Raw genomic sequence first — 16678 nt, forward strand, 5'->3', positions numbered from 1 at the left:
TCGCTGCGGGCCCCCGACCGGCGCCCGTGGCGGGAGAACACCGCGGAGGAGAGTTGCTCGCGGTTGCGGTCGGTCGCCTCAGGCGCGGGCGGTGGGGCTGTCGGAGTCAGGGGCGGGTTGCGGGGTGGGAATGCGGCGGGTGCGTTGGGTCAGGGCGATGGCGGCGAGGATGACGAGGGCTCCGGCCGGCTGGTTCCAGCTGATGTGTTCGCCCAGGATGACCACGCCTGAGATGGCCGCGAAGACCGGGAGCAGGTAGGTGACCGTGGAGGTCGTGGTGACGCCGGCGCGGACCTGGACCCAGTAGAGGAGCAGGTAGGCCACTCCGGTGCCGAGGCCGCCGAGGCCGAGCAGGCTCCACCAGACCGGGGCGGGCGCGTGCAGGTCCACCAGAGGTACCCCGGCGAGCAGGGTGATCACGGCAAGCTGGACCGTGCCGCTGAGGAGTTGGCCGGCGGCCAGGACGACGGGCGGCTCGGGGCGGCGGCCGGTGATGAAGCGGCCCATGTAGGCCCCGCCGAGCCCGTAGCAGGCGGCGGCGCCGAAGCAGGCCAGGCTGCCGCCGAGTTGCCCGCCCGCCATCGGCTGCCACACCCCGAGCACGACCATGACGCCGGCGAAGCCGAGGCCGAGGCCCGCCACCCGGCCCCGGGTCGCCTTCTCGGTGCGCAGCAGCAGGGTGAAGGCGAGGGTGCAGAGCGGGGTGGTGGCGTTCCAGATGGCGGCGACCACGGAGGACACGTACTGCTCGCCGTACGCGAAGAGGGTGAAGGGCAGGGTGGTGAGCACGATCGAGGCGATCTGGAAGTGTCCCCACAGGCGCGGGTCGCTCGGCAGCCGCTTGCCGCTGAGCAGTACGGCCAGCAGCAGCACCAGCGCGCCGATGGCCATCCGGCCGAAGGAGACCTGCAGCGGCTGCAGGGACTCCACGGCGACCTTGATGAAGAAGAAGCTGTTGCCCCAGATGGCGGCGAGCAGCAGGAAACCGGGCAACCAAGGTTTGAGCACGGATGGAGCGTAGCGGTCAGGCCCGACAAATAACCATTTGAACGAGTGAGTACTCGCTCATTAGACTTGTCCGCATGACCAAGAGGCGAAGGGTGCCGGCCATGGCCCCAGAAGACCGCCGTGCCGCGCTCATCGCCGCCACGCTCCCCCTGCTGCGCGAACACGGCACCACGGTGAGCACCCGCCAGATCGCCGAGGCCGCGGGCGTGGCCGAGGGCACGATCTTCGGCGTCTTCCCCGACAAGGCATCGCTGCTGCGGGCGGCGCTGATGAGCGCGTTCGACGCTCAGCCGGCGGTGGACGCGCTCGCGGCCATCGGCACGCGGCTGGAACTGCGCGCCCGGCTGCGTGAGGCGGTCACGCTGCTGCGGGCAGGGATGAGCGCCAACGCCAAGCTTCTCGTCGCGTCCGGGGACCTGTCGACGCACGACGCCGGGTTGCGCGAGCGGATGCTCGACAACCGGCGCCGGATCGGGACGGCGATCGCCGCCCTGATCGAACCCGACCGCGACCTGCTGCGCCGCTCTCCCGAGGGCGCGGCGCACCTCCTCCTCATGTTGGTCGCGGTGACCGTGCACCGCGGCTTCGGCCTTGGCGGCGACTTCGGAGACATGGACGACGAGGAGATCGTCTCCGTGCTGCTCGACGGGCTGCTCCTGCGGCCCTCCCCCACTCCTTCGACAGAAAGCGCATCTTGATGCTGCTCCGTCTCTTGCGGGGCCAGCTCAGACCGTACGGGAAAGAAATCACGCTCGTCGTGCTCTTCCAGTTCGTGCAGACGCTGGCCACGCTCTATCTCCCCACGCTCAACGCCGACATCATCGACAACGGTGTCGTCAAGGGCGACACCGGTTACATCATGCGCGTCGGGTTCTTCATGCTCGGCGTGACGCTCGTCCAGATCATCTGCTCGATCGTGGCCGTGTACTACGGCGCGCGGACCTCGATGGCCTTTGGCCGCGACGTGCGGACCGCGATCTTCCGCAGGGTGCAGGACTTCTCCGCCCAGGAGGTCAACAGGTTCGGCCCGCCGTCCCTGATCACCAGGACCACCAACGACGTGCAGCAGGTCCAGCTGCTCGTGCTGATGACGTTCACCATGGTGGTGGCGGCGCCGATCATGTGCGTCGGCGGCATCGTGCTGGCGCTGCGCCAGGACGTGGGGCTGTCGTCGCTGCTGCTGGTCGTGCTTCCCCTGATGATCGCCATCGTGAGCGTGATCGTGGTGAGGATGCGACCGCTGTTCCGCACCATGCAGGAGCGGATCGACCGGATCAACCAGGTGCTGCGCGAGCAGATCACCGGCATCCGGGTCATCAGGGCCTTCGTCCGCGACCGGCACGAGCGCGAGCGCTTCCGCGCGGCCAACGACCAGTTGACCGACGTGTCGCTGCGGGTCGGACGACTGATGGCGCTGATGTTCCCCACGGTCATGCTGGTGGTGAACGTCTCGAGCGTGGCCGTGGTGTGGTTCGGCGGCCATCGCATCGCCGACGGGTCCATGCAGGTGGGCGCGCTGACCGCGGTCATCTCCTACCTGATGCAGATCCTCATGTCGGTGATGATGGCGATGTTCATGTTCATGATGATCCCCCGGGCCGAGGTCTGCGCCGAGCGCATCGAGGAGATCCTCGACACCGAGCCCACCGTCGACCCGCCCGCGCACCCCGTCACGCCGGAAAGACATCTCGGCGAGCTGGAGCTGCGCTCGGTCGACTTCCGCTACCCGGGCGCCGAGGAGCCGGTGCTGTGCGGCGTGAGCCTCACGGCACGGCCCGGCCGTACGACCGCGATCATCGGCAGCACGGGCAGCGGCAAGACGACGCTGCTCAACCTGATCCCCCGCCTGTTCGACACGACGGCGGGCGAAGTGCTGGTCGACGGCGTGAACGTGCGCGAGCTCGACCCGGCCGCGCTGTCGCGGGCGGTCGGCCTGGTCCCGCAGTCGCCCTACCTCTTCTCCGGCACCGTCGCCTCCAACCTGAGGTACGGCAGGCCGGACGCGACCGACGAGGAGCTGTGGCGGGCCCTGGAGGTGGCCCAGGCACGCGACTTCGTCGAGGCGATGCCCGGCGGCCTGGAAGAGCCGATCTCCCAGGGCGGCACGAACGTCTCCGGCGGTCAGCGCCAGCGCCTGGCCATCGCCAGGACCCTGGTGCACAGGCCGGAGATCTACCTGTTCGACGACTCCTTCTCCGCCCTCGACTACGCCACCGACGCCAGGCTGCGCGCGGCGCTGACCGAGGAGATCGAGGACGCCACGATCGTCATCGTGGCCCAGCGGGTGAACACGATCCGCGACGCCGACCGCATTCTCGTGCTCGACGACGGCCGCGTGGTCGGCAGCGGCACCCATACCGAGCTCATGACCACCTGCCCGACATATCGAGAGATCGTGCTGTCCCAGCTCACCGAACAGGAGGCCGCGGCATGACCGAGCTTGTCGAGGTCATCAATAAGCACAGCACCTTGGTCATGAGACCGACGAAGGAGGGCTCATGACCACGCAGGCACCCCCGCGTCGGCCTCAGCCCAGTTTCGGGCCGGCCAGGATGCTGTCCGGGCCTGCCGAGAAGGCCCTGGACTTCGGCGGCACGCTGCGCCGCATGCTGCGGCTGCTGCGCCCCGAGCGCGCGCTGCTGGCCGTCGTCCTCACCCTCGGCACGGTCAGCGTCGCGCTGACCGTGACGGGCCCCAAGATCCTCGGTCACGCCACGGACCTGATCTTCTCCGGCATCATCGGAGCCCGGTTGCCCGCCGGGATCACCAAGGAGCAGGCCGTGGCGGGGCTGCGCGCCCGCGGCCAGGGCACGTTCGCCGACCTGGTGTCGTCGATCGACGTGGTGCCGGGTCGGGGCATCGACTTCACCGCGCTGGCCCAGGTGCTGGCCTGGGTGCTGGCGATCTACCTGGTGGCGGCGCTGCTCGGTATCGTCCAGTTCCGGCTGACCACGATCGTGGTGCAGCGGGTGGCGTTCCGGCTGCGCGGGCAGATCGAGGCCAAGCTGGCGCGGCTGCCGCTGAGCTACTTCGACGGCCAGCCGCGCGGCGAGATCCTCAGCCGCGCCACCAACGACACCGACAACATCGCCCAGTCGCTGCAGCAGACGATGGGCCAGCTCATCAACTCCGTGCTGACGGTCGTGGCGGTGCTGGTGGTGATGTTCTGGATCTCGCCGATCCTGGCGCTCATCGCGCTCGTCTCGGTGCCGCTGTCGGTCTACGTCACGGCGGCGATCGGCAAGCGGTCGCAGCCCCAGTTCATCAAGCAGTGGTCGTCGACGGGCAAGCTCAACGGCCACATCGAGGAGATGTACGGCGGGCACACGCTGGTCAAGGTGTTCGGCAGGCAGAAGGAGGCCGCCGAGACCTTCGACAAGCACAACGACGCCCTGTTCGCCTCCAGCTTCCGCGCCCAGTTCATCTCCGGGATGATCCAGCCGGCGATGATGTTCATCGGCAACCTCAACTACGCGCTCGTCGCCGTGGTGGGCGGGTTCAAGGTGGCCTCCGGCTCGATCTCGCTGGGTGACGTGCAGGCCTTCGTCCAGTACTCGCGACAGTTCAGCCAGCCGCTGACCCAGGTGGCCGGCATGGCGAACATGGTGCAGTCGGGCATCGCCTCGGCCGAGCGGGTCTTCCAGCTGCTCGAGGCCGAGGAGCAGTCGCCCGAGCCGGACCAGCCCGCGCGGCCGGCCGAGCTCAGGGGCCGGGTGGCGTTCGAGAACGTGTCGTTCAGCTACGCGGAGGACCGGCCGCTGATCGAGGACCTGTCGCTGACCGTGGAGCCCGGGCAGACCGTGGCCATCGTCGGCCCCACGGGAGCGGGCAAGACGACCCTGGTCAACCTCATCATGCGTTTCTACGAGGTGACCGGTGGCCGTATCACGCTCGACGGCGTCGACATCGCCGAGATGTCCAGGGAGGAGCTGCGCAACAACATCGGCATGGTGCTGCAGGACACCTGGCTGTTCGGCGGCACGATCGCCGAGAACATCGGCTACGGGGCGGAAGGCGCCACCCGCGAGAAGATCGAGGCCGCCGCGGAGGCGGCCCACGTGGACCGCATCGCGCACACGCTGCCCGACGGCTACGACACGGTGATCGACGAGGAGGGCGCCACGGTCAGCGCGGGCGAGAAGCAGCTGATCACGATCGCCCGGGCGTTCCTGTCCGAGCCGGCGATCCTGATCCTGGACGAGGCGACCAGCTCGGTCGACACCCGCACCGAGGTGCTCATCCAGCGGGCGATGAACTCGCTGCGCGAGGGGCGCACCAGCTTCGTGATCGCCCACCGGCTGTCCACGATCCGCGACGCCAGCCTGATCCTGGTCATGGAGAACGGGCGGATCGTCGAGCAGGGCACGCACGAGTCGCTGCTGGCCGAGGGCGGCGCCTACGCCCGGCTGTACTCGGCCCAGTTCGCCCAGGCGGTGGCCGAAGTGGACTAGAGCTCGAACTTGGCGACCCGGCGCAGCTGCAGCAGCTCGGTGGCGCCGGTGCCGAAGACGTGCACGCCGAGCAGGGAGCGGTCCTCGGGCGAGACGAGCAGCTTGAGCATGCCGTACGTGTCGCCGATGATCTGCCCGCGGGCCAGCTCCCTGTAACGCGAGATACCCACCTCGAAGGGTGGGCGAAAGGAAGAGGACGACACGAAGGGGAGTACCCTGCGCGGTCGGCGCCGGAAGGCTCCCTATAGCCGAACGTCACGACGCCTGGGCAGGGCTGGTCACAGCTCAGCTGTCAGTCGAGCGATCACCCGCATCTTGTTCATGGCGTCCAGGGCGGCGACCTTGTACGACTCCGCGAGCGTCGGGTAGTTGAACACGGCGTTGACCAGATAGTCGATCGTCCCGCCGCATCCCATGACGGTCTGCCCGATGTGGACAAGCTCGGTCGCGCCCGTGCCGAACACGTGGACACCGAGCAGCCGCCGATCCTCCGATGAGACGAGCAGTTTGAGCATTCCGTACGAGTCGCCGATGATCTGCCCTCGGGCCAGCTCCCGGTAGCGCGAGATGCCCACCTCGAACGGGATCTTGTCTCGGGTCAGCTCGTCCTCGGACTTCCCGACGAAGCTGATCTCTGGGATGGTGTAGATCCCGATGGGCGATAGCTCTTGCATCTCCGCCACCGGTTCGTCGCAGGCGTGCTGGGCGGCCAGCCTGCCCTGCTCCATCGAAGTGGCCGCCAGCGCGGGGAAGCCGATCACGTCGCCGACCGCGTAGATGTGCGGGACGGCGGTGGCGTAGTTCTCGTCCACCTGGATTCTGCCCCGCTCGTCGGCGGCCAGCCCTGCAGCCTCCAGGTTCAGCTCGGCCGTCTTGCCCTGCCGTCCCGCCGAGTACATGACACAGTCGGCGGGGATCTTCTTGCCGCTTTCCAAAACGGTCAAGGCCCCGCGAGGCCGCTGCTCGACCGCGGCGACGTTCTCCCCGAAACGGAATGTGACGGCCAGGTCGCGCAGGTGGTACTTGAGCGCCTCCACGATCTCCAGATCGCAGAACTCCAGCATCCGCTCACGGCGCTCCACCACGGTCACCTTGGTGCCGAGAGCTGCGAACATCGAGGCGTACTCGATGCCGATGACGCCGGCTCCGACGACCACGAGGGTCTCGGGCACCCGCTCGAGATGCAAGATCGCATCCGAGTCGATAACCATCTTGTCGTCGAACTCCACACTGGACGGGCGGGCCGGCGAAGTCCCCGTGGCGATCACGATCTTCTCGGCCGTGACCTTCCTCTCCTCGTCTCCGGTGACTCCGATGGTGTGGGCGTCCAGAAACCGCCCGGTGCCCTGCAGGACCGTCACGTGGTTGCGGCCCAGTTGGCTCCGGATGACCTGGATCTCCCGGCCGATCACGTGCTGCGTGCGCATTCCGAGATCCGCGACCGTGATCTCCTCTTTCACCCGATAGCTCGCGCCGTACAGCTCTCGCTGATTGAGGCCCGTCAGATAGAGGACAGCTTCCCGCAGCGTCTTCGACGGGATCGTCCCCGTGTTGATGCACACACCACCCAGCATGTGCTTCCTCTCGACCACCGCGACCCGCTTGCCGAGTTTCGCCGCGGCGATCGCCGCCTTCTGTCCTCCAGGACCGGACCCGAGGACAAGGAGATCGAAGTCATACATCGAAGCAGACCTCCCGACCCGCGAGCCCACTCAAGCGATCACAACACGAACGAACAAGGGAGAGAACGATCCCGATCACGACGACCAGCGAGTCGGGTACGGCGGGCAGGCACAGGATCCCGTCGGAGTCGATGATCGTCTCACCGTCGAACTCCACGGACGCGGGCCGGGCGGGCCAGGTCCCGGTGGCGATGATGATCTTCTCGGCGCTGACCTTGACGTCCCTGCCCAGCTCGTCGACGACGTCCTTGACGCGGTAGCTCTGGCCGTACATCTCGCGCTGGTTGAGGCCGGTCAGGTAGAGCACGGCCTCGCGCAGCGTCTTGGACGGGATGGTGCCGGTGTTGATGCACACCCCGCCGATCATGTTGCGGCGCTCGACGACGGCGACCCGCTTCTCGAGCTTGGCCGCGGCGATGGCCGCCTTCTGCCCGCCGGGCCCGGAGCCTACGACGAGTACGTCAAAGTCGGACACGTCCTCACATTAAGCGAGTATCGGTTCCCGGTCGACGATCTGCCTGGCGCCTTCCTGGCGGGCACAGTGGGCGCAGCAGTACCAGTGCTGCTCCACCTGGACGCCGTGGCCGATCACCTTGGCGCCGCAGTGTTCGCAGATGGGCGCCATCGCCTGGATGGCGCACTGGAAGGAGTCGAAGGTGTGCACCGCGCCCTGGGCGTGCACCTCGAACGCCATGTCGTACTCGTTGCCACACGTCTCACAGACGGCCATGGTCATCCCCTCGAATGTCGGTCCGCCGGGGAGATACCCGCATCGAGGTCCCGCTTTCCCCAACGGATCGCCATATTCAAGCCGCCCCGGTCAAGCCGCGCTGCCGCCGTCGACGACCAGGTCGGTGCCGACCGCGTAGCCCGCCTCGGGCGAGGCCAGGTAGAGCACGGCACCCGCGATCTCGTCGAGCGTGGCGACGCGGCCGCTGGGGTTGGCGACCTTGAGCCGCTCGGCCCTGTCGGCCTCGCTCTCGCCCGGCCGCTTGGACATCGGGGTGTCGGACGGGCCGGGGCTGACGGCGTTGATCCTGATCCCCTCGCCGATGTACTCCAGCGCCGCCGTCCTGGTCAGCGCGCTGACGGCCGCCTTGGAGGCGATGTAGGCGCCCATGCCCGGCGCCCGGCGGTGCGCCCCGAGCGTGGAGGCCGCGTTGACGATCACCCCGCCGCCCTGCTCGCGCATCCGGGGGATCTCGTACTTCATCGACAGCCACACGCCGGTCAGGTTGACCGCGAGCACCCGGTCCCAGGTCTCCTTGTCCAGGTCGGCGAGCCTGCCGGGGGCGCCGATGCCGGCGTTGTTGAACGCGATGTCCAGCCTCCCGTGCCGCTCGACGACCGTGTCCACCATCCGCGCGGCGTCCGCCTCGTCGGTCACATCCGCCACCACCAGGCTCGCCCCGCCGCCGACCAGTTCCACCGTCTCGGCCAGGGTCTCCTCGGTACGGCCGGCCACCACCACCGTGGCGCCCTCCTTGCCGAAGGCCAGGGCCGTGGCCTGCCCGATCCCGGAGCCGCCACCGGTCACCAACACCACTCGATCACGAAATCTCATGACATTCACCTTAGGCACGAGCCGCAAGCGATCATGAACCCGAGCCCCACAAATCACTACATTCCCTTGCACATGAGGTCATGTCCCAGTAAAGATCGTTGAACGCCTGTACCCGGCCGAAGGGATTCACGTGTTCACGCGAACGGTCATCGCGGCCGCCAGCCTGCTCGTCACCACCGGATTCGCCACCGCGACCCCCGCGCAGGCCGCCTCGGCGCCCTACAGCCCCGAACGGATCTGCGGTCCCGGCTTCCACCGGGTCAAGGACGGCCACCGGGAGATCAGGACCCGCGACGGCGACGTCTTCGGGCACGTCTTCCTGATGTACAGCAAGCGCAGCGGCCAGAACTGCGTCGCCGCGGTGAAGTCGGAGTTCGTCGGCAAGCGCACGCTCGTCGGCGCCTCGCTGGAGGTCCGCGGCGGCGCCAGGTCGGAGGACGTCCAGAACTACCGCTTCTACGCCGAGACCGGCCACCTGCGCGGCGCCTGGAAGTGCGTGAAGTACACCGGCTGGATGCGCACCCCCGACGGCCGCGTCGAGGCCTGGGGCGGTCGCAACTCCTGGGGCAACTGCCAGGGCTAGCAGACCCGCTGGTAGTCCCGCCCCGGCAGGTACTGCCGCCACTCCGCCTCGGTCAGCGACCGGCCGGCCCGCCGGCACACCGCGCTCATCAGCGGTCCGACCGCCACCGGCAGCCTGGTCGTGACGCCGGAGCGCCCGATGGCCAGCACGGAGTCGGCGGTGAAGGCCACCGACCTGGCCGAGCCGGGCAGTGACAGCGGCGCTCCGATGGGCTCGCCGTCGGCGACGTTCCACAGCGACAGCGAGGCGTCCTGCCCGATGAAGGCGAACAGCCGGCCGTCGGCCGAGAAGGCCGCTCCCCAGGCCGCGTCGCCGACGGGGAGTTGCCTGCCGACCCGCCGGCCGGTGCGGGTGTCCCACAGGCTGATCTTGCCGTCGGCCTCGGCGGCGAGCAGCCCGGCGTCGTCGCTGAACCACAGGTCGTCCACGCCGACGGGGAAGCCGAGCCGGGGGCCGAGCGCGCGCCCGGATTCCAGGTCGACGAGGTGGAAGCGGGTGTCCTCCAGCCCGACGGGGCGGCCCTGCGCGCCGATCGTCCAGGCGAGCAGGCGCGGCTTGGCCAGGCGTTTGACGCGGCCGCCGCCCGGCACGCGCCACAGGCTGAGGTCCTTGTCGGTCTCGGTCCACAGGCCGCCGGGCGCGAAGAGCACCCTGTCGGCCGCGGGCAGCTTGGCGACCTGCTTGAGCGTGGCCGTGTCCCGGACGACGACGTCGTCCGGGCGTTTGATCGCCAGGTAGCGGTTGTCGGGGCTGAAGGTCATCGTGATGTCGTAGGTGGGCAGCGGCGCGGACTCGAAGGTCCGGCCGCCCAGGCTGATCTTCGGCGAGTCGGCCTCGTGGGTGGCCAGCAGGCTGCCGTCGCGGCTGAGCCGTACCTCGTCGTAGATCTCGCGCGTCGTGGTGTCGCCGAAGGGGACGGTGAGCACGGTGTCGTCGGCCAGCAGGCGCAGCCCGCCGGGGATCGGGGCCGCGCCGGAGACCTCGACGCCCGTGGCGAAGGTGGTCAACGGCAAGTCGGGCTCGGACACCCGGTACAGCTCGACGTTCCTGCCGAGCGAGACCAGCAGGCCGTTGCCGGCGAACAGCGGTCTGGCGTCGCGCTCCCACACCGGCACGAAGCCGGTCTCCTTGCGCGTGGCCGCGTCGATGATGGACAGCGAGTCGCGGTCGGGCCTGGCCAGCAGCTTCCCGTCGGGGCTGAACGCGACGACGGGCACGTGGCCGCCGTACCCCTTCTCCTTCCTGCCCGAGGGCAGCGCCCAGCGCTCCAGGCCACCGGTGTTGACGCCGACGGCGTAGTCGCCGCCCGGGTGGACGGCCACGCCTGAGCCGGGCAGGTCGGTCCTGCGCCAGGCGCGCGTGTCGTAGACGCTCGTCGCGCCGCCCAGCAGCATGACCAGGTAGCCCTGGTCGAAGTGGATCTCCAGGTCGGTGTTCGCGTCGGCCTCGATCACCGGCGCGGCCGCCCGGCGGCCCGTGGCCAGGTCCCACACGCCGACGCTGCGGTCGTCTGCCACGGCAACCAGCCTGCCGTCGGAAGCCGCCGCCCGCAGCGTCCTGCCGTCCAGGCCGAGCCCGGTGAAACCGCCCGCGCGCCTGCCCGAGGCCAGGTCCCACACGCGCACCTCACCGGGGCTGACGCTCACCAGCGAGCGGCCGTCGGAAGTGAGCGCCCGCACCACGTCGGGTCCGGTGGCCGGGTCGTGGAAGGTGCCGCTCACCCGGCCCGCGACCGAGTCGACCAGCGCCGCGCGTGCCTCGTCCGTGGGTGCGAGCCGCCCGGCGGCCACGCTGAGCAGCGCCGCCACCACCGGGTCCCGGCCGCGCAGCGTCCCCGCCAGCCCGGCCAGCCGCGCCGAGTCCGCCTCGTCGCGCTGCCCGGACAACTGGACGCCCTGCCGTACGGCGAGCCCGCCGGCGACCAGCGCCAGCAGCAGCAGTCCTGCCAGGGCGAGCGAGAACAGGCGGGTCCTGCGGCCGCGCCGCCGGGTGAGGGCCGCGCCCGCCTCCAGGAAGTCGCGCTCGGCCGGGGTGAGCGTGATGTTGCGGCGCTCGGTGGCGGCCCAGCGCAGCGCGTCGTCCAGCGTGCTGCCCTGGAACAGGTCGGCGTCCCTGCGGCCGTGCCCCTGCCAGCGCCCGGCCGCCGCCCAGATCTGCCTGTGCACGGCCAGGCCGTCGCGGTTGGCCTCGATCCAGGCGCGCAGCCGGGGCCAGGCCATCGGCAGGGCGGGCCGCGCGAGCCGTACCCGGTCGGCGCCGGTGACCACGTAGGAGAAGGCGCCGAGCACCTCGTCGGCGCCCGCGGGCAGCTCGGACCTGTCGGCCTCGCGCAGGGTCAGCTCGCCCTCGCCCGTCACGGTGACCAGGCGCAGGAACACCTCGGGCACCAGCTCGCGGGCGGCCGGGCTGAGCGCGGCGTAGGCGTCCTCGGCGATCACGCCGAGCGCCGGGTCGCGGCCGGGGACGCTGCCGACCTGCTCGGAGTCGCCGGCGCCCTGGGCCAGCAGCCGCGCCGTGTCGAGCCTGCCGTCGCCGCTGACCAGCGCGAGCAGCAGTTCGCGCGCGGTCGGCCGCTCGGCGGGGTCCTTGGCCAGGGCGGCGCCCACCAGACGGCGGACCGGCTCGGGCAGCACGCTCAGATCGGGCTGGTGCGACAGGACCCGGTGCATGACCGCGCCGAGCGCCTCGGCGGTGAAGGGGTCCTTGCCGGTGGCGGCGAACAGCATGACCGCGCCCCAGGCGAACACGTCGGCCGGGGCGCCCGCCCGCTCGCCGGAGAACACCTCGGGCGCGGTGTAGCTGGGTGTGCCGGCGACCATGCCGGTAGCGGTGAGCGACATCTCCAGCGTCCTGGCCACGCCGAAGTCGATGACGCGCGGGCCGTCGGGGCCGAGCAGCACGTTGTCGGGCTTGAGGTCGCGGTGGACGACGCCGGCGTCGTGGATGGCGGTCAGCGCGGTGGCGATCGCGGTGGCCAGGCGGTGCAGATCGCCGCCTGCGAACAGGCGCCCGGCCGCGCGCAGGCTGGGGCCCTCGACGTATTCGCTGACGATGTAGGGCCGCGGCCCTTCGAGGTCGGCGTCGAGCACGCGGGCGGTGCAGAAGGTGGCCACCCGCTGCGCCGCCACCGCCTCCTTGGCCATCCGGCCGCGCAGCTCGGGCTGGGAGTCGGGGTCGCCGCGCAACACCTTGATCGCGACCCGGGTGCCCTCGGGGTCGTAGCCCTCGTAGACGACGCCCTGGCCGCCCGTCCCGATCCGCCCGGACAGCCAGTAGCCACCCAGCCTGGTCGGATCCCCGTCGATCAGCGCGCTCCCCATGCTGGGTTGGACTCCCGTCACCCCTGTTTGGTTGGGCAGACGTCGACGTAGGCGCTGCCGGGGAAGTACTGGGCCCAGGTCGCCTCGTCGAGCGTGTGCCCGGTGCGGGCGCACACCCGCTGCACGAGCCGGGACGGATCGACGGCCACCTCGTGCACGACTCCCTCGGCGGGCGCGTAGAGCGTAGCGCCGTCCGCGCTGAAGGCGATCGGGTCGGGGTTGATGGTATGCAGGTTGTAGGAGTTGCCCAGGCGCCGCCTGCCGTCGACGTCCCACACCTGCAGCAGCCCGGAGTTGGTGACCGTGGCCAGCAGGTCGCCGCTGGGAGAGAAGGCCGTGTACTGCACCTCGCCGGCGGCTCTCGGCAGGGCGGGGCTCAGCCGCCTGGGCCCGTGCAGGTCCCACAGGCCGAGCCGGCCGTAGCGGTCCAGCCCTCCGGCCATCAGACCGCGGCGGGCGTTCAGCACCAGCGCGCCGGCTCCGCCGAAGTCGCCGCCGACCTGCTTGCCGGTGGCCACCTCCGCCAGCCTGCCGGCGCTGGAAGCGAAGGTGCGGCCGTCGGAGGTGATCGGGCCCATCTCCATCCGGGTTTCGTAGTGATGCAGGACGTGCCCGTCGGCCGCGGCCATGACGTAGTTGTGGAAGAGCGGTATCTCGCCCTGGTGCATGGTCATCGCGATGCTCTTGCCGTCGGGGGCGAAGAACGCCTCGGCCGCGCTGCCGTTGTCCTCGGGCAGCCGCACGGTCCACAGCTTCCTGCGCGTGGTCAGGTCCCACAGCCGCACGTCGTCACCCACGGTGATCATGCGCGTGCCCGAGGCGTCGATCGACATCATGGCCCCCGGGTTGCCCGTCATCGGCAGTGACCCCAGGACCTTGCGGGTGCGCACGTCCCAGACCTGGATCTGTTTGCTGTCGTCGTCCGGGGTCAGCACCGCGATCCTGCCGTTCGCGCTGAGCTGGCTGTGGCCGGGGATCACGTGCACCCGCTCGGTCTGCGGGCCGAAGTCGACGCTGACCACCGCGTCGTCCATCAGGTACCGCACGGTCTTGCCGTCCGGGTCGAAGGCCACATCGGTCAAATCGCCCTCGGCGCGGTAGACGAGCAGGTCGCGCCCCGTGGCCACATCCCACACGGCCAGGTCGCGGTCGGAGAACCCGAGCAGGTAGCGGCCGTCGCGGCTGAAACGCAGCACCGCCCCGCCCTTGCAGAAGGTGCAGTCGATGCCGTCGCCGTTCGGGTTGAGTTCGCGACCCGTGCCGGCGTCGACGAACTTGATCAGGTCGTACCCGCAGGCGAGCTTCCTGCCATCGGGGCTGAAGGCCACGGCCTCCGGATACTTGTGGCAGTCCGGCAGACGGTGCTCCTCGGTCAGGCTCGGCAGCGCCAGCTCGTGCAGCTTCTCCCCCGGGACCAGCAGGTGCCTGCCGGTGGGGTCGACGATCGGGTCGTGGAAGCCGCTGGGGCCGCCTTCGGGAGGAGCAGTGATCTGCTTGCCGGATTCGACGTCGATGATGCGGTGGAGGTTGTCGCCCTCGAAGCTGATGGTGAGCATCTCCTCGCGCTCGCCCCAGGTCGGCAGGAGGGGGAAGCTGGCCTCCGGCAGGCGCTGCTGTAGCAGCTGCCTGCCGGTGCGCATGTCCCAGACGCCCAGCTTGTCGGTGGTGCTCTGGGCGAGGTAGCGGCCCGTGCGGCTCAGGCGCGGCGGAGTCGACAAGGTGCCCGTCAGCCGCAGGCCCTGCCAGCCGCCGGTGCGCCTGCCCGTGCGCACGTCGTAGACGTTGACGCCGCCGTCGCTGACGCTGACCATGGTGCGGCCGTCGCGGCTGAGCGCCCGCTGCGCGCCACCCGTCGCGGACGGGTCGTGGAAGACCGCGGTCTCCTGCTGCTGGGCGGAGGCCGTCAGCGCGGAACGGGCATCGCTCTGCGGCGCCACCTTCCACGCCGCCACGCTCAGCAGCATCGCCTTGGCCGGGTCGGTGGTCCGCATCCGGTCGGCCTCGCCCGCCACCTGTTTGGCGGCCAGCACGTCGCGCTGCGCGGCGGCCTGCCTGCCCTGGTAGACGGCCACGCCTCCGGCGGCCAGCGCCACCACGAGCAGGCCTGCCAGCCCGGTCGTGGTCAGCGTCCTGCGGCGGGCGCGCCGTCTGGTCAGCCCGGTGCCCGCCTGCAGGAAGTCGCGCTCCCTCGGCGTCAGCGTCACGTTCCGCCGCCCGGTGGCCGCCCAGCTCAGCGCCTCCTCCAGCCGGCTGCCCTGCAGCAGGTCGCCGTCCCTGCGCCCGTGGTCTGCCCAGTGCCGCGCCGCCGCCGAGATCTGCCCCAGTACGGCCAGGCCGTCGCGATCCGCGTCCACCCACATCCGCAGCCGCGGCCAGGCCCGCAACAGGGCGGGCCGCGACAGGGCCACCGCCTCGTCCTTGGTGGTCACCACGTAGGAGAAGGCGCGCAGGATGCGCTCGATCGCCACGGCCTCGCGCTCGGGGCGCCCGCCGAGCAGTTCGTCGCGCGTGGCCCACCGGCCGGTCTCGTGACCGTCCTCCCCCACGGACACAAGGCGCAGGAACACCTCGGCGGCCAGGTCGCGGTCCTCGGGCGGCAACGCGCCGTAGGCGTCCTCGGCGATCGTGCCGAGCGCCGGGTCGGGCCTGTCGGGCACGTGCACGCCGCGCGCGGTGCGGCTGCCGGCATCCAGCAGGCCGCGGGTGTCGGCGCCGTTGCCGCTGACGAGCGCGAGCAGCAGGTCACGGGCGGCGGGCCTGGCCGCCGGGTCCTTGTCCATGGCGGCGCCGACGAGCGAGGCCAGCAGGGGCGGCAGCCCGCGCAGGTCCGGCTGGGACGACAGCACCTGGTGCATGATCCCGCCCAGGTTGTCGGCGGAGAACGGGTCGCGGCCGGTGGCGGCGAACAGCAGCACCGCGCCCCAGGCGAACACGTCGGCCGCCGCGCCCGCCCGATGCCCGGTGAACACCTCGGGCGCCATGTAGCTGGGCGTGCCAGAAACCTCGCCGGTCCTGGTCAGCGACATGTCCAGGGTCCGCGCGATCCCGAAGTCGATCACCCGCGGCCCGTCGGGGCTGAGCAGCACGTTGTCGGGCTTGAGGTCGCGGTGGATGACGCCGGCGTCGTGCACGGCGGTCAGCGCGGTCGCGATCGCGGCCGCCAGGCGGTGCAGGTCGTCGCCGGTGAAACGGCGCCCCTCGGTGACGGCCTTGCGCAGGCTCGGCCCCGCCACGTACTCGCTGACGATGTACGGCTTGCGCCCCTCCAGATCGGCGGCGAGCACCCGCGCCGTGCAGAACGAGGCGACCCGCCCGGCGGCCAGCGCCTCCTTGGCGAAGCGCTCGCGGCTGCGGTCGTGGTCGGCCGCGTGCAGCACCTTGACGGCGACCCGCTCGCCGTCGGGCCCGTAGGCCTCGTACACGACGCCCTGGCCGCCCGCCCCCAGGCGTCCGGACAGCCAATAGTCCCCAATGCTTTGCGGGTCTCCTGCGATCAACGGCTCCACGGCGGGTTAGATGCCCGTTCCTGTCCGAAAAGTTGTCACAAACCGGGAGGCTGTCCCGTCCTGCTGTCGTTCCACATTCTCTTGGAGGTTTCAGATGACCCAGCGGATCAACGTGGCCCAGTTCGCGCCGGAGGCCTACAAGGCCTTCATCGCCGTCGAGGAGTTCCTGGCGGGCAGCGAACTGCCGCACAGCACGATCGAGCTGATCAAGCTCCGGGCCAGCCAGATCAACGGCTGCGCCTTCTGCGTCGACATGCACAGCCGTGACGCCAAGAAGGCCGGTGAGAGCGACGAGCGGCTCTGGCACACCGCTGTGTGGCGCGAGTCGCCGCTGTTCACCCCGGCCGAGCGGGCCGCGCTCGCGCTGACCGAGGAGGCCACCCGCCTGGCCGACCGCGAGGCCGTGCCCGACGCGGTGTGGCAGGAGGCCGCCGAGCACTACAGCAAGCCGCAGCTCGCCGCGCTGGTGGTGGCCGTGGCGATGATCAACGCGTGGAACCGCATCGGCGTGACGACGCGGCTGACGCCTGGCAGCTGATCGCAACAAAACGGGAGACGCCCGCG

At 70.6% G+C, this 16678-nt stretch carries 13 protein-coding genes; 5 read left to right on the forward strand and 8 right to left on the reverse strand.

Annotated elements, in window-relative coordinates; all coding sequences use genetic code 11:
* Positions 1 to 78: 78 nt before the first annotated feature.
* Positions 79 to 1008, reverse strand: a complete 930-nt coding sequence (locus KIK09_RS18740) for a DMT family transporter (RefSeq protein ID WP_214320483.1) — start codon at positions 1006 to 1008, stop codon at positions 79 to 81.
* 74 nt (positions 1009 to 1082) lie between these two features.
* Here KIK09_RS18740 and KIK09_RS18745 point away from each other — a divergent pair, with 74 nt between their 5' ends.
* From KIK09_RS18745 to KIK09_RS18755, 3 genes are all read left to right on the forward strand, one after another.
* Positions 1083 to 1706, forward strand: a complete 624-nt coding sequence (locus KIK09_RS18745) for a TetR/AcrR family transcriptional regulator (RefSeq protein WP_214320484.1) — start codon at positions 1083 to 1085, stop codon at positions 1704 to 1706.
* Entirely contained in the window at positions 1706 to 3442 is a 1737-nt protein-coding gene (locus tag KIK09_RS18750; protein WP_214320485.1) for an ABC transporter ATP-binding protein, read from the forward strand. The genes KIK09_RS18745 and KIK09_RS18750 overlap by 1 nt, the downstream gene beginning before the upstream one ends.
* A gap of 64 nt (positions 3443 to 3506) precedes the next feature.
* Positions 3507 to 5459, forward strand: coding sequence for an ABC transporter ATP-binding protein (locus tag KIK09_RS18755; protein ID WP_275956156.1), 1953 nt, complete (start codon positions 3507 to 3509; stop codon positions 5457 to 5459).
* Here KIK09_RS18755 and KIK09_RS18760 read toward each other — a convergent pair.
* The 5 genes from KIK09_RS18760 to KIK09_RS18780 form a co-directional block, all read right to left on the reverse strand.
* The gene (locus KIK09_RS18760; protein ID WP_308164177.1) at positions 5456 to 5629 is read right to left on the reverse strand and encodes an oxidoreductase dimerization domain-containing protein; all 174 of its coding nucleotides are present in this window, start codon (positions 5627 to 5629) and stop codon (positions 5456 to 5458) included. The genes KIK09_RS18755 and KIK09_RS18760 overlap by 4 nt on opposite strands.
* Positions 5630 to 5737: 108 nt before the next feature.
* Complete coding sequence (sthA, locus tag KIK09_RS18765) at positions 5738 to 7141, reverse strand: Si-specific NAD(P)(+) transhydrogenase (protein ID WP_214320486.1); 1404 nt, start codon at positions 7139 to 7141, stop codon at positions 5738 to 5740.
* Entirely contained in the window at positions 7134 to 7616 is a 483-nt protein-coding gene (locus KIK09_RS18770) for an FAD-dependent oxidoreductase (protein WP_214320487.1), read from the reverse strand. The genes sthA and KIK09_RS18770 overlap by 8 nt, the downstream gene beginning before the upstream one ends.
* Before the next feature lie 9 nt (positions 7617 to 7625).
* Positions 7626 to 7871: a metallothionein gene (locus KIK09_RS18775; protein ID WP_214320748.1), complete on the reverse strand. Its 246-nt coding sequence runs from the start codon at positions 7869 to 7871 to the stop codon at positions 7626 to 7628.
* A gap of 90 nt (positions 7872 to 7961) precedes the next feature.
* A complete protein-coding gene (locus tag KIK09_RS18780; protein ID WP_214320488.1) occupies positions 7962 to 8705 on the reverse strand; it encodes an SDR family NAD(P)-dependent oxidoreductase in 744 nt (247 codons plus the stop codon).
* A 130-nt stretch (positions 8706 to 8835) separates the two neighbouring features.
* Here KIK09_RS18780 and KIK09_RS18785 point away from each other — a divergent pair, with 130 nt between their 5' ends.
* Positions 8836 to 9288: a hypothetical protein gene (locus tag KIK09_RS18785; protein ID WP_214320489.1), complete on the forward strand. Its 453-nt coding sequence runs from the start codon at positions 8836 to 8838 to the stop codon at positions 9286 to 9288.
* Here KIK09_RS18785 and KIK09_RS18790 read toward each other — a convergent pair.
* The gene (locus KIK09_RS18790) at positions 9285 to 12608 is read right to left on the reverse strand and encodes a serine/threonine-protein kinase (protein WP_214320490.1); all 3324 of its coding nucleotides are present in this window, start codon (positions 12606 to 12608) and stop codon (positions 9285 to 9287) included. The two genes, KIK09_RS18785 and KIK09_RS18790, sit on opposite strands and share 4 nt — an antisense overlap.
* A gap of 17 nt (positions 12609 to 12625) precedes the next feature.
* Positions 12626 to 16114 carry a WD40 repeat domain-containing serine/threonine-protein kinase gene (locus KIK09_RS18795; RefSeq protein WP_214320491.1) on the reverse strand — a complete coding sequence of 1163 codons (3489 nt, stop codon included), beginning with the start codon at positions 16112 to 16114 and terminating at the stop codon, positions 12626 to 12628.
* A 94-nt stretch (positions 16115 to 16208) separates the two neighbouring features.
* Here KIK09_RS18795 and KIK09_RS18800 point away from each other — a divergent pair, with 94 nt between their 5' ends.
* Positions 16209 to 16652, forward strand: coding sequence for a carboxymuconolactone decarboxylase family protein (locus KIK09_RS18800; protein ID WP_214320492.1), 444 nt, complete (start codon positions 16209 to 16211; stop codon positions 16650 to 16652).
* Positions 16653 to 16678: the final 26 nt, after the last annotated feature.

The sequence above is a fragment of the Nonomuraea sediminis genome, assembly GCF_018531495.1.
Taxonomy (GTDB): Bacteria; Actinomycetota; Actinomycetes; order Streptosporangiales; family Streptosporangiaceae; genus Nonomuraea; species Nonomuraea sediminis.

Bases quoted from the DNA above. Each gene is read 5' to 3' on its own strand.
- KIK09_RS18800 (WP_214320492.1), top strand. From the start codon at position 16,209: ATGACCCAGCGGATCAACGTGGCCCAGTTCGCGCCGGAGGCCTACAAG.
- sthA (WP_214320486.1), bottom strand. From the start codon at position 7,141: ATGTATGACTTCGATCTCCTTGTCCTCGGGTCCGGTCCTGGAGGACAG.
- KIK09_RS18790 (WP_214320490.1), bottom strand. From the start codon at position 12,608: ATGGGGAGCGCGCTGATCGACGGGGATCCGACCAGGCTGGGTGGCTAC.
- KIK09_RS18755 (WP_275956156.1), top strand. From the start codon at position 3,507: ATGACCACGCAGGCACCCCCGCGTCGGCCTCAGCCCAGTTTCGGGCCG.
- KIK09_RS18750 (WP_214320485.1), top strand. From the start codon at position 1,706: ATGCTGCTCCGTCTCTTGCGGGGCCAGCTCAGACCGTACGGGAAAGAA.
- KIK09_RS18780 (WP_214320488.1), bottom strand. From the start codon at position 8,705: ATGAGATTTCGTGATCGAGTGGTGTTGGTGACCGGTGGCGGCTCCGGG.
- KIK09_RS18775 (WP_214320748.1), bottom strand. From the start codon at position 7,871: ATGGCCGTCTGTGAGACGTGTGGCAACGAGTACGACATGGCGTTCGAG.
- KIK09_RS18745 (WP_214320484.1), top strand. From the start codon at position 1,083: ATGACCAAGAGGCGAAGGGTGCCGGCCATGGCCCCAGAAGACCGCCGT.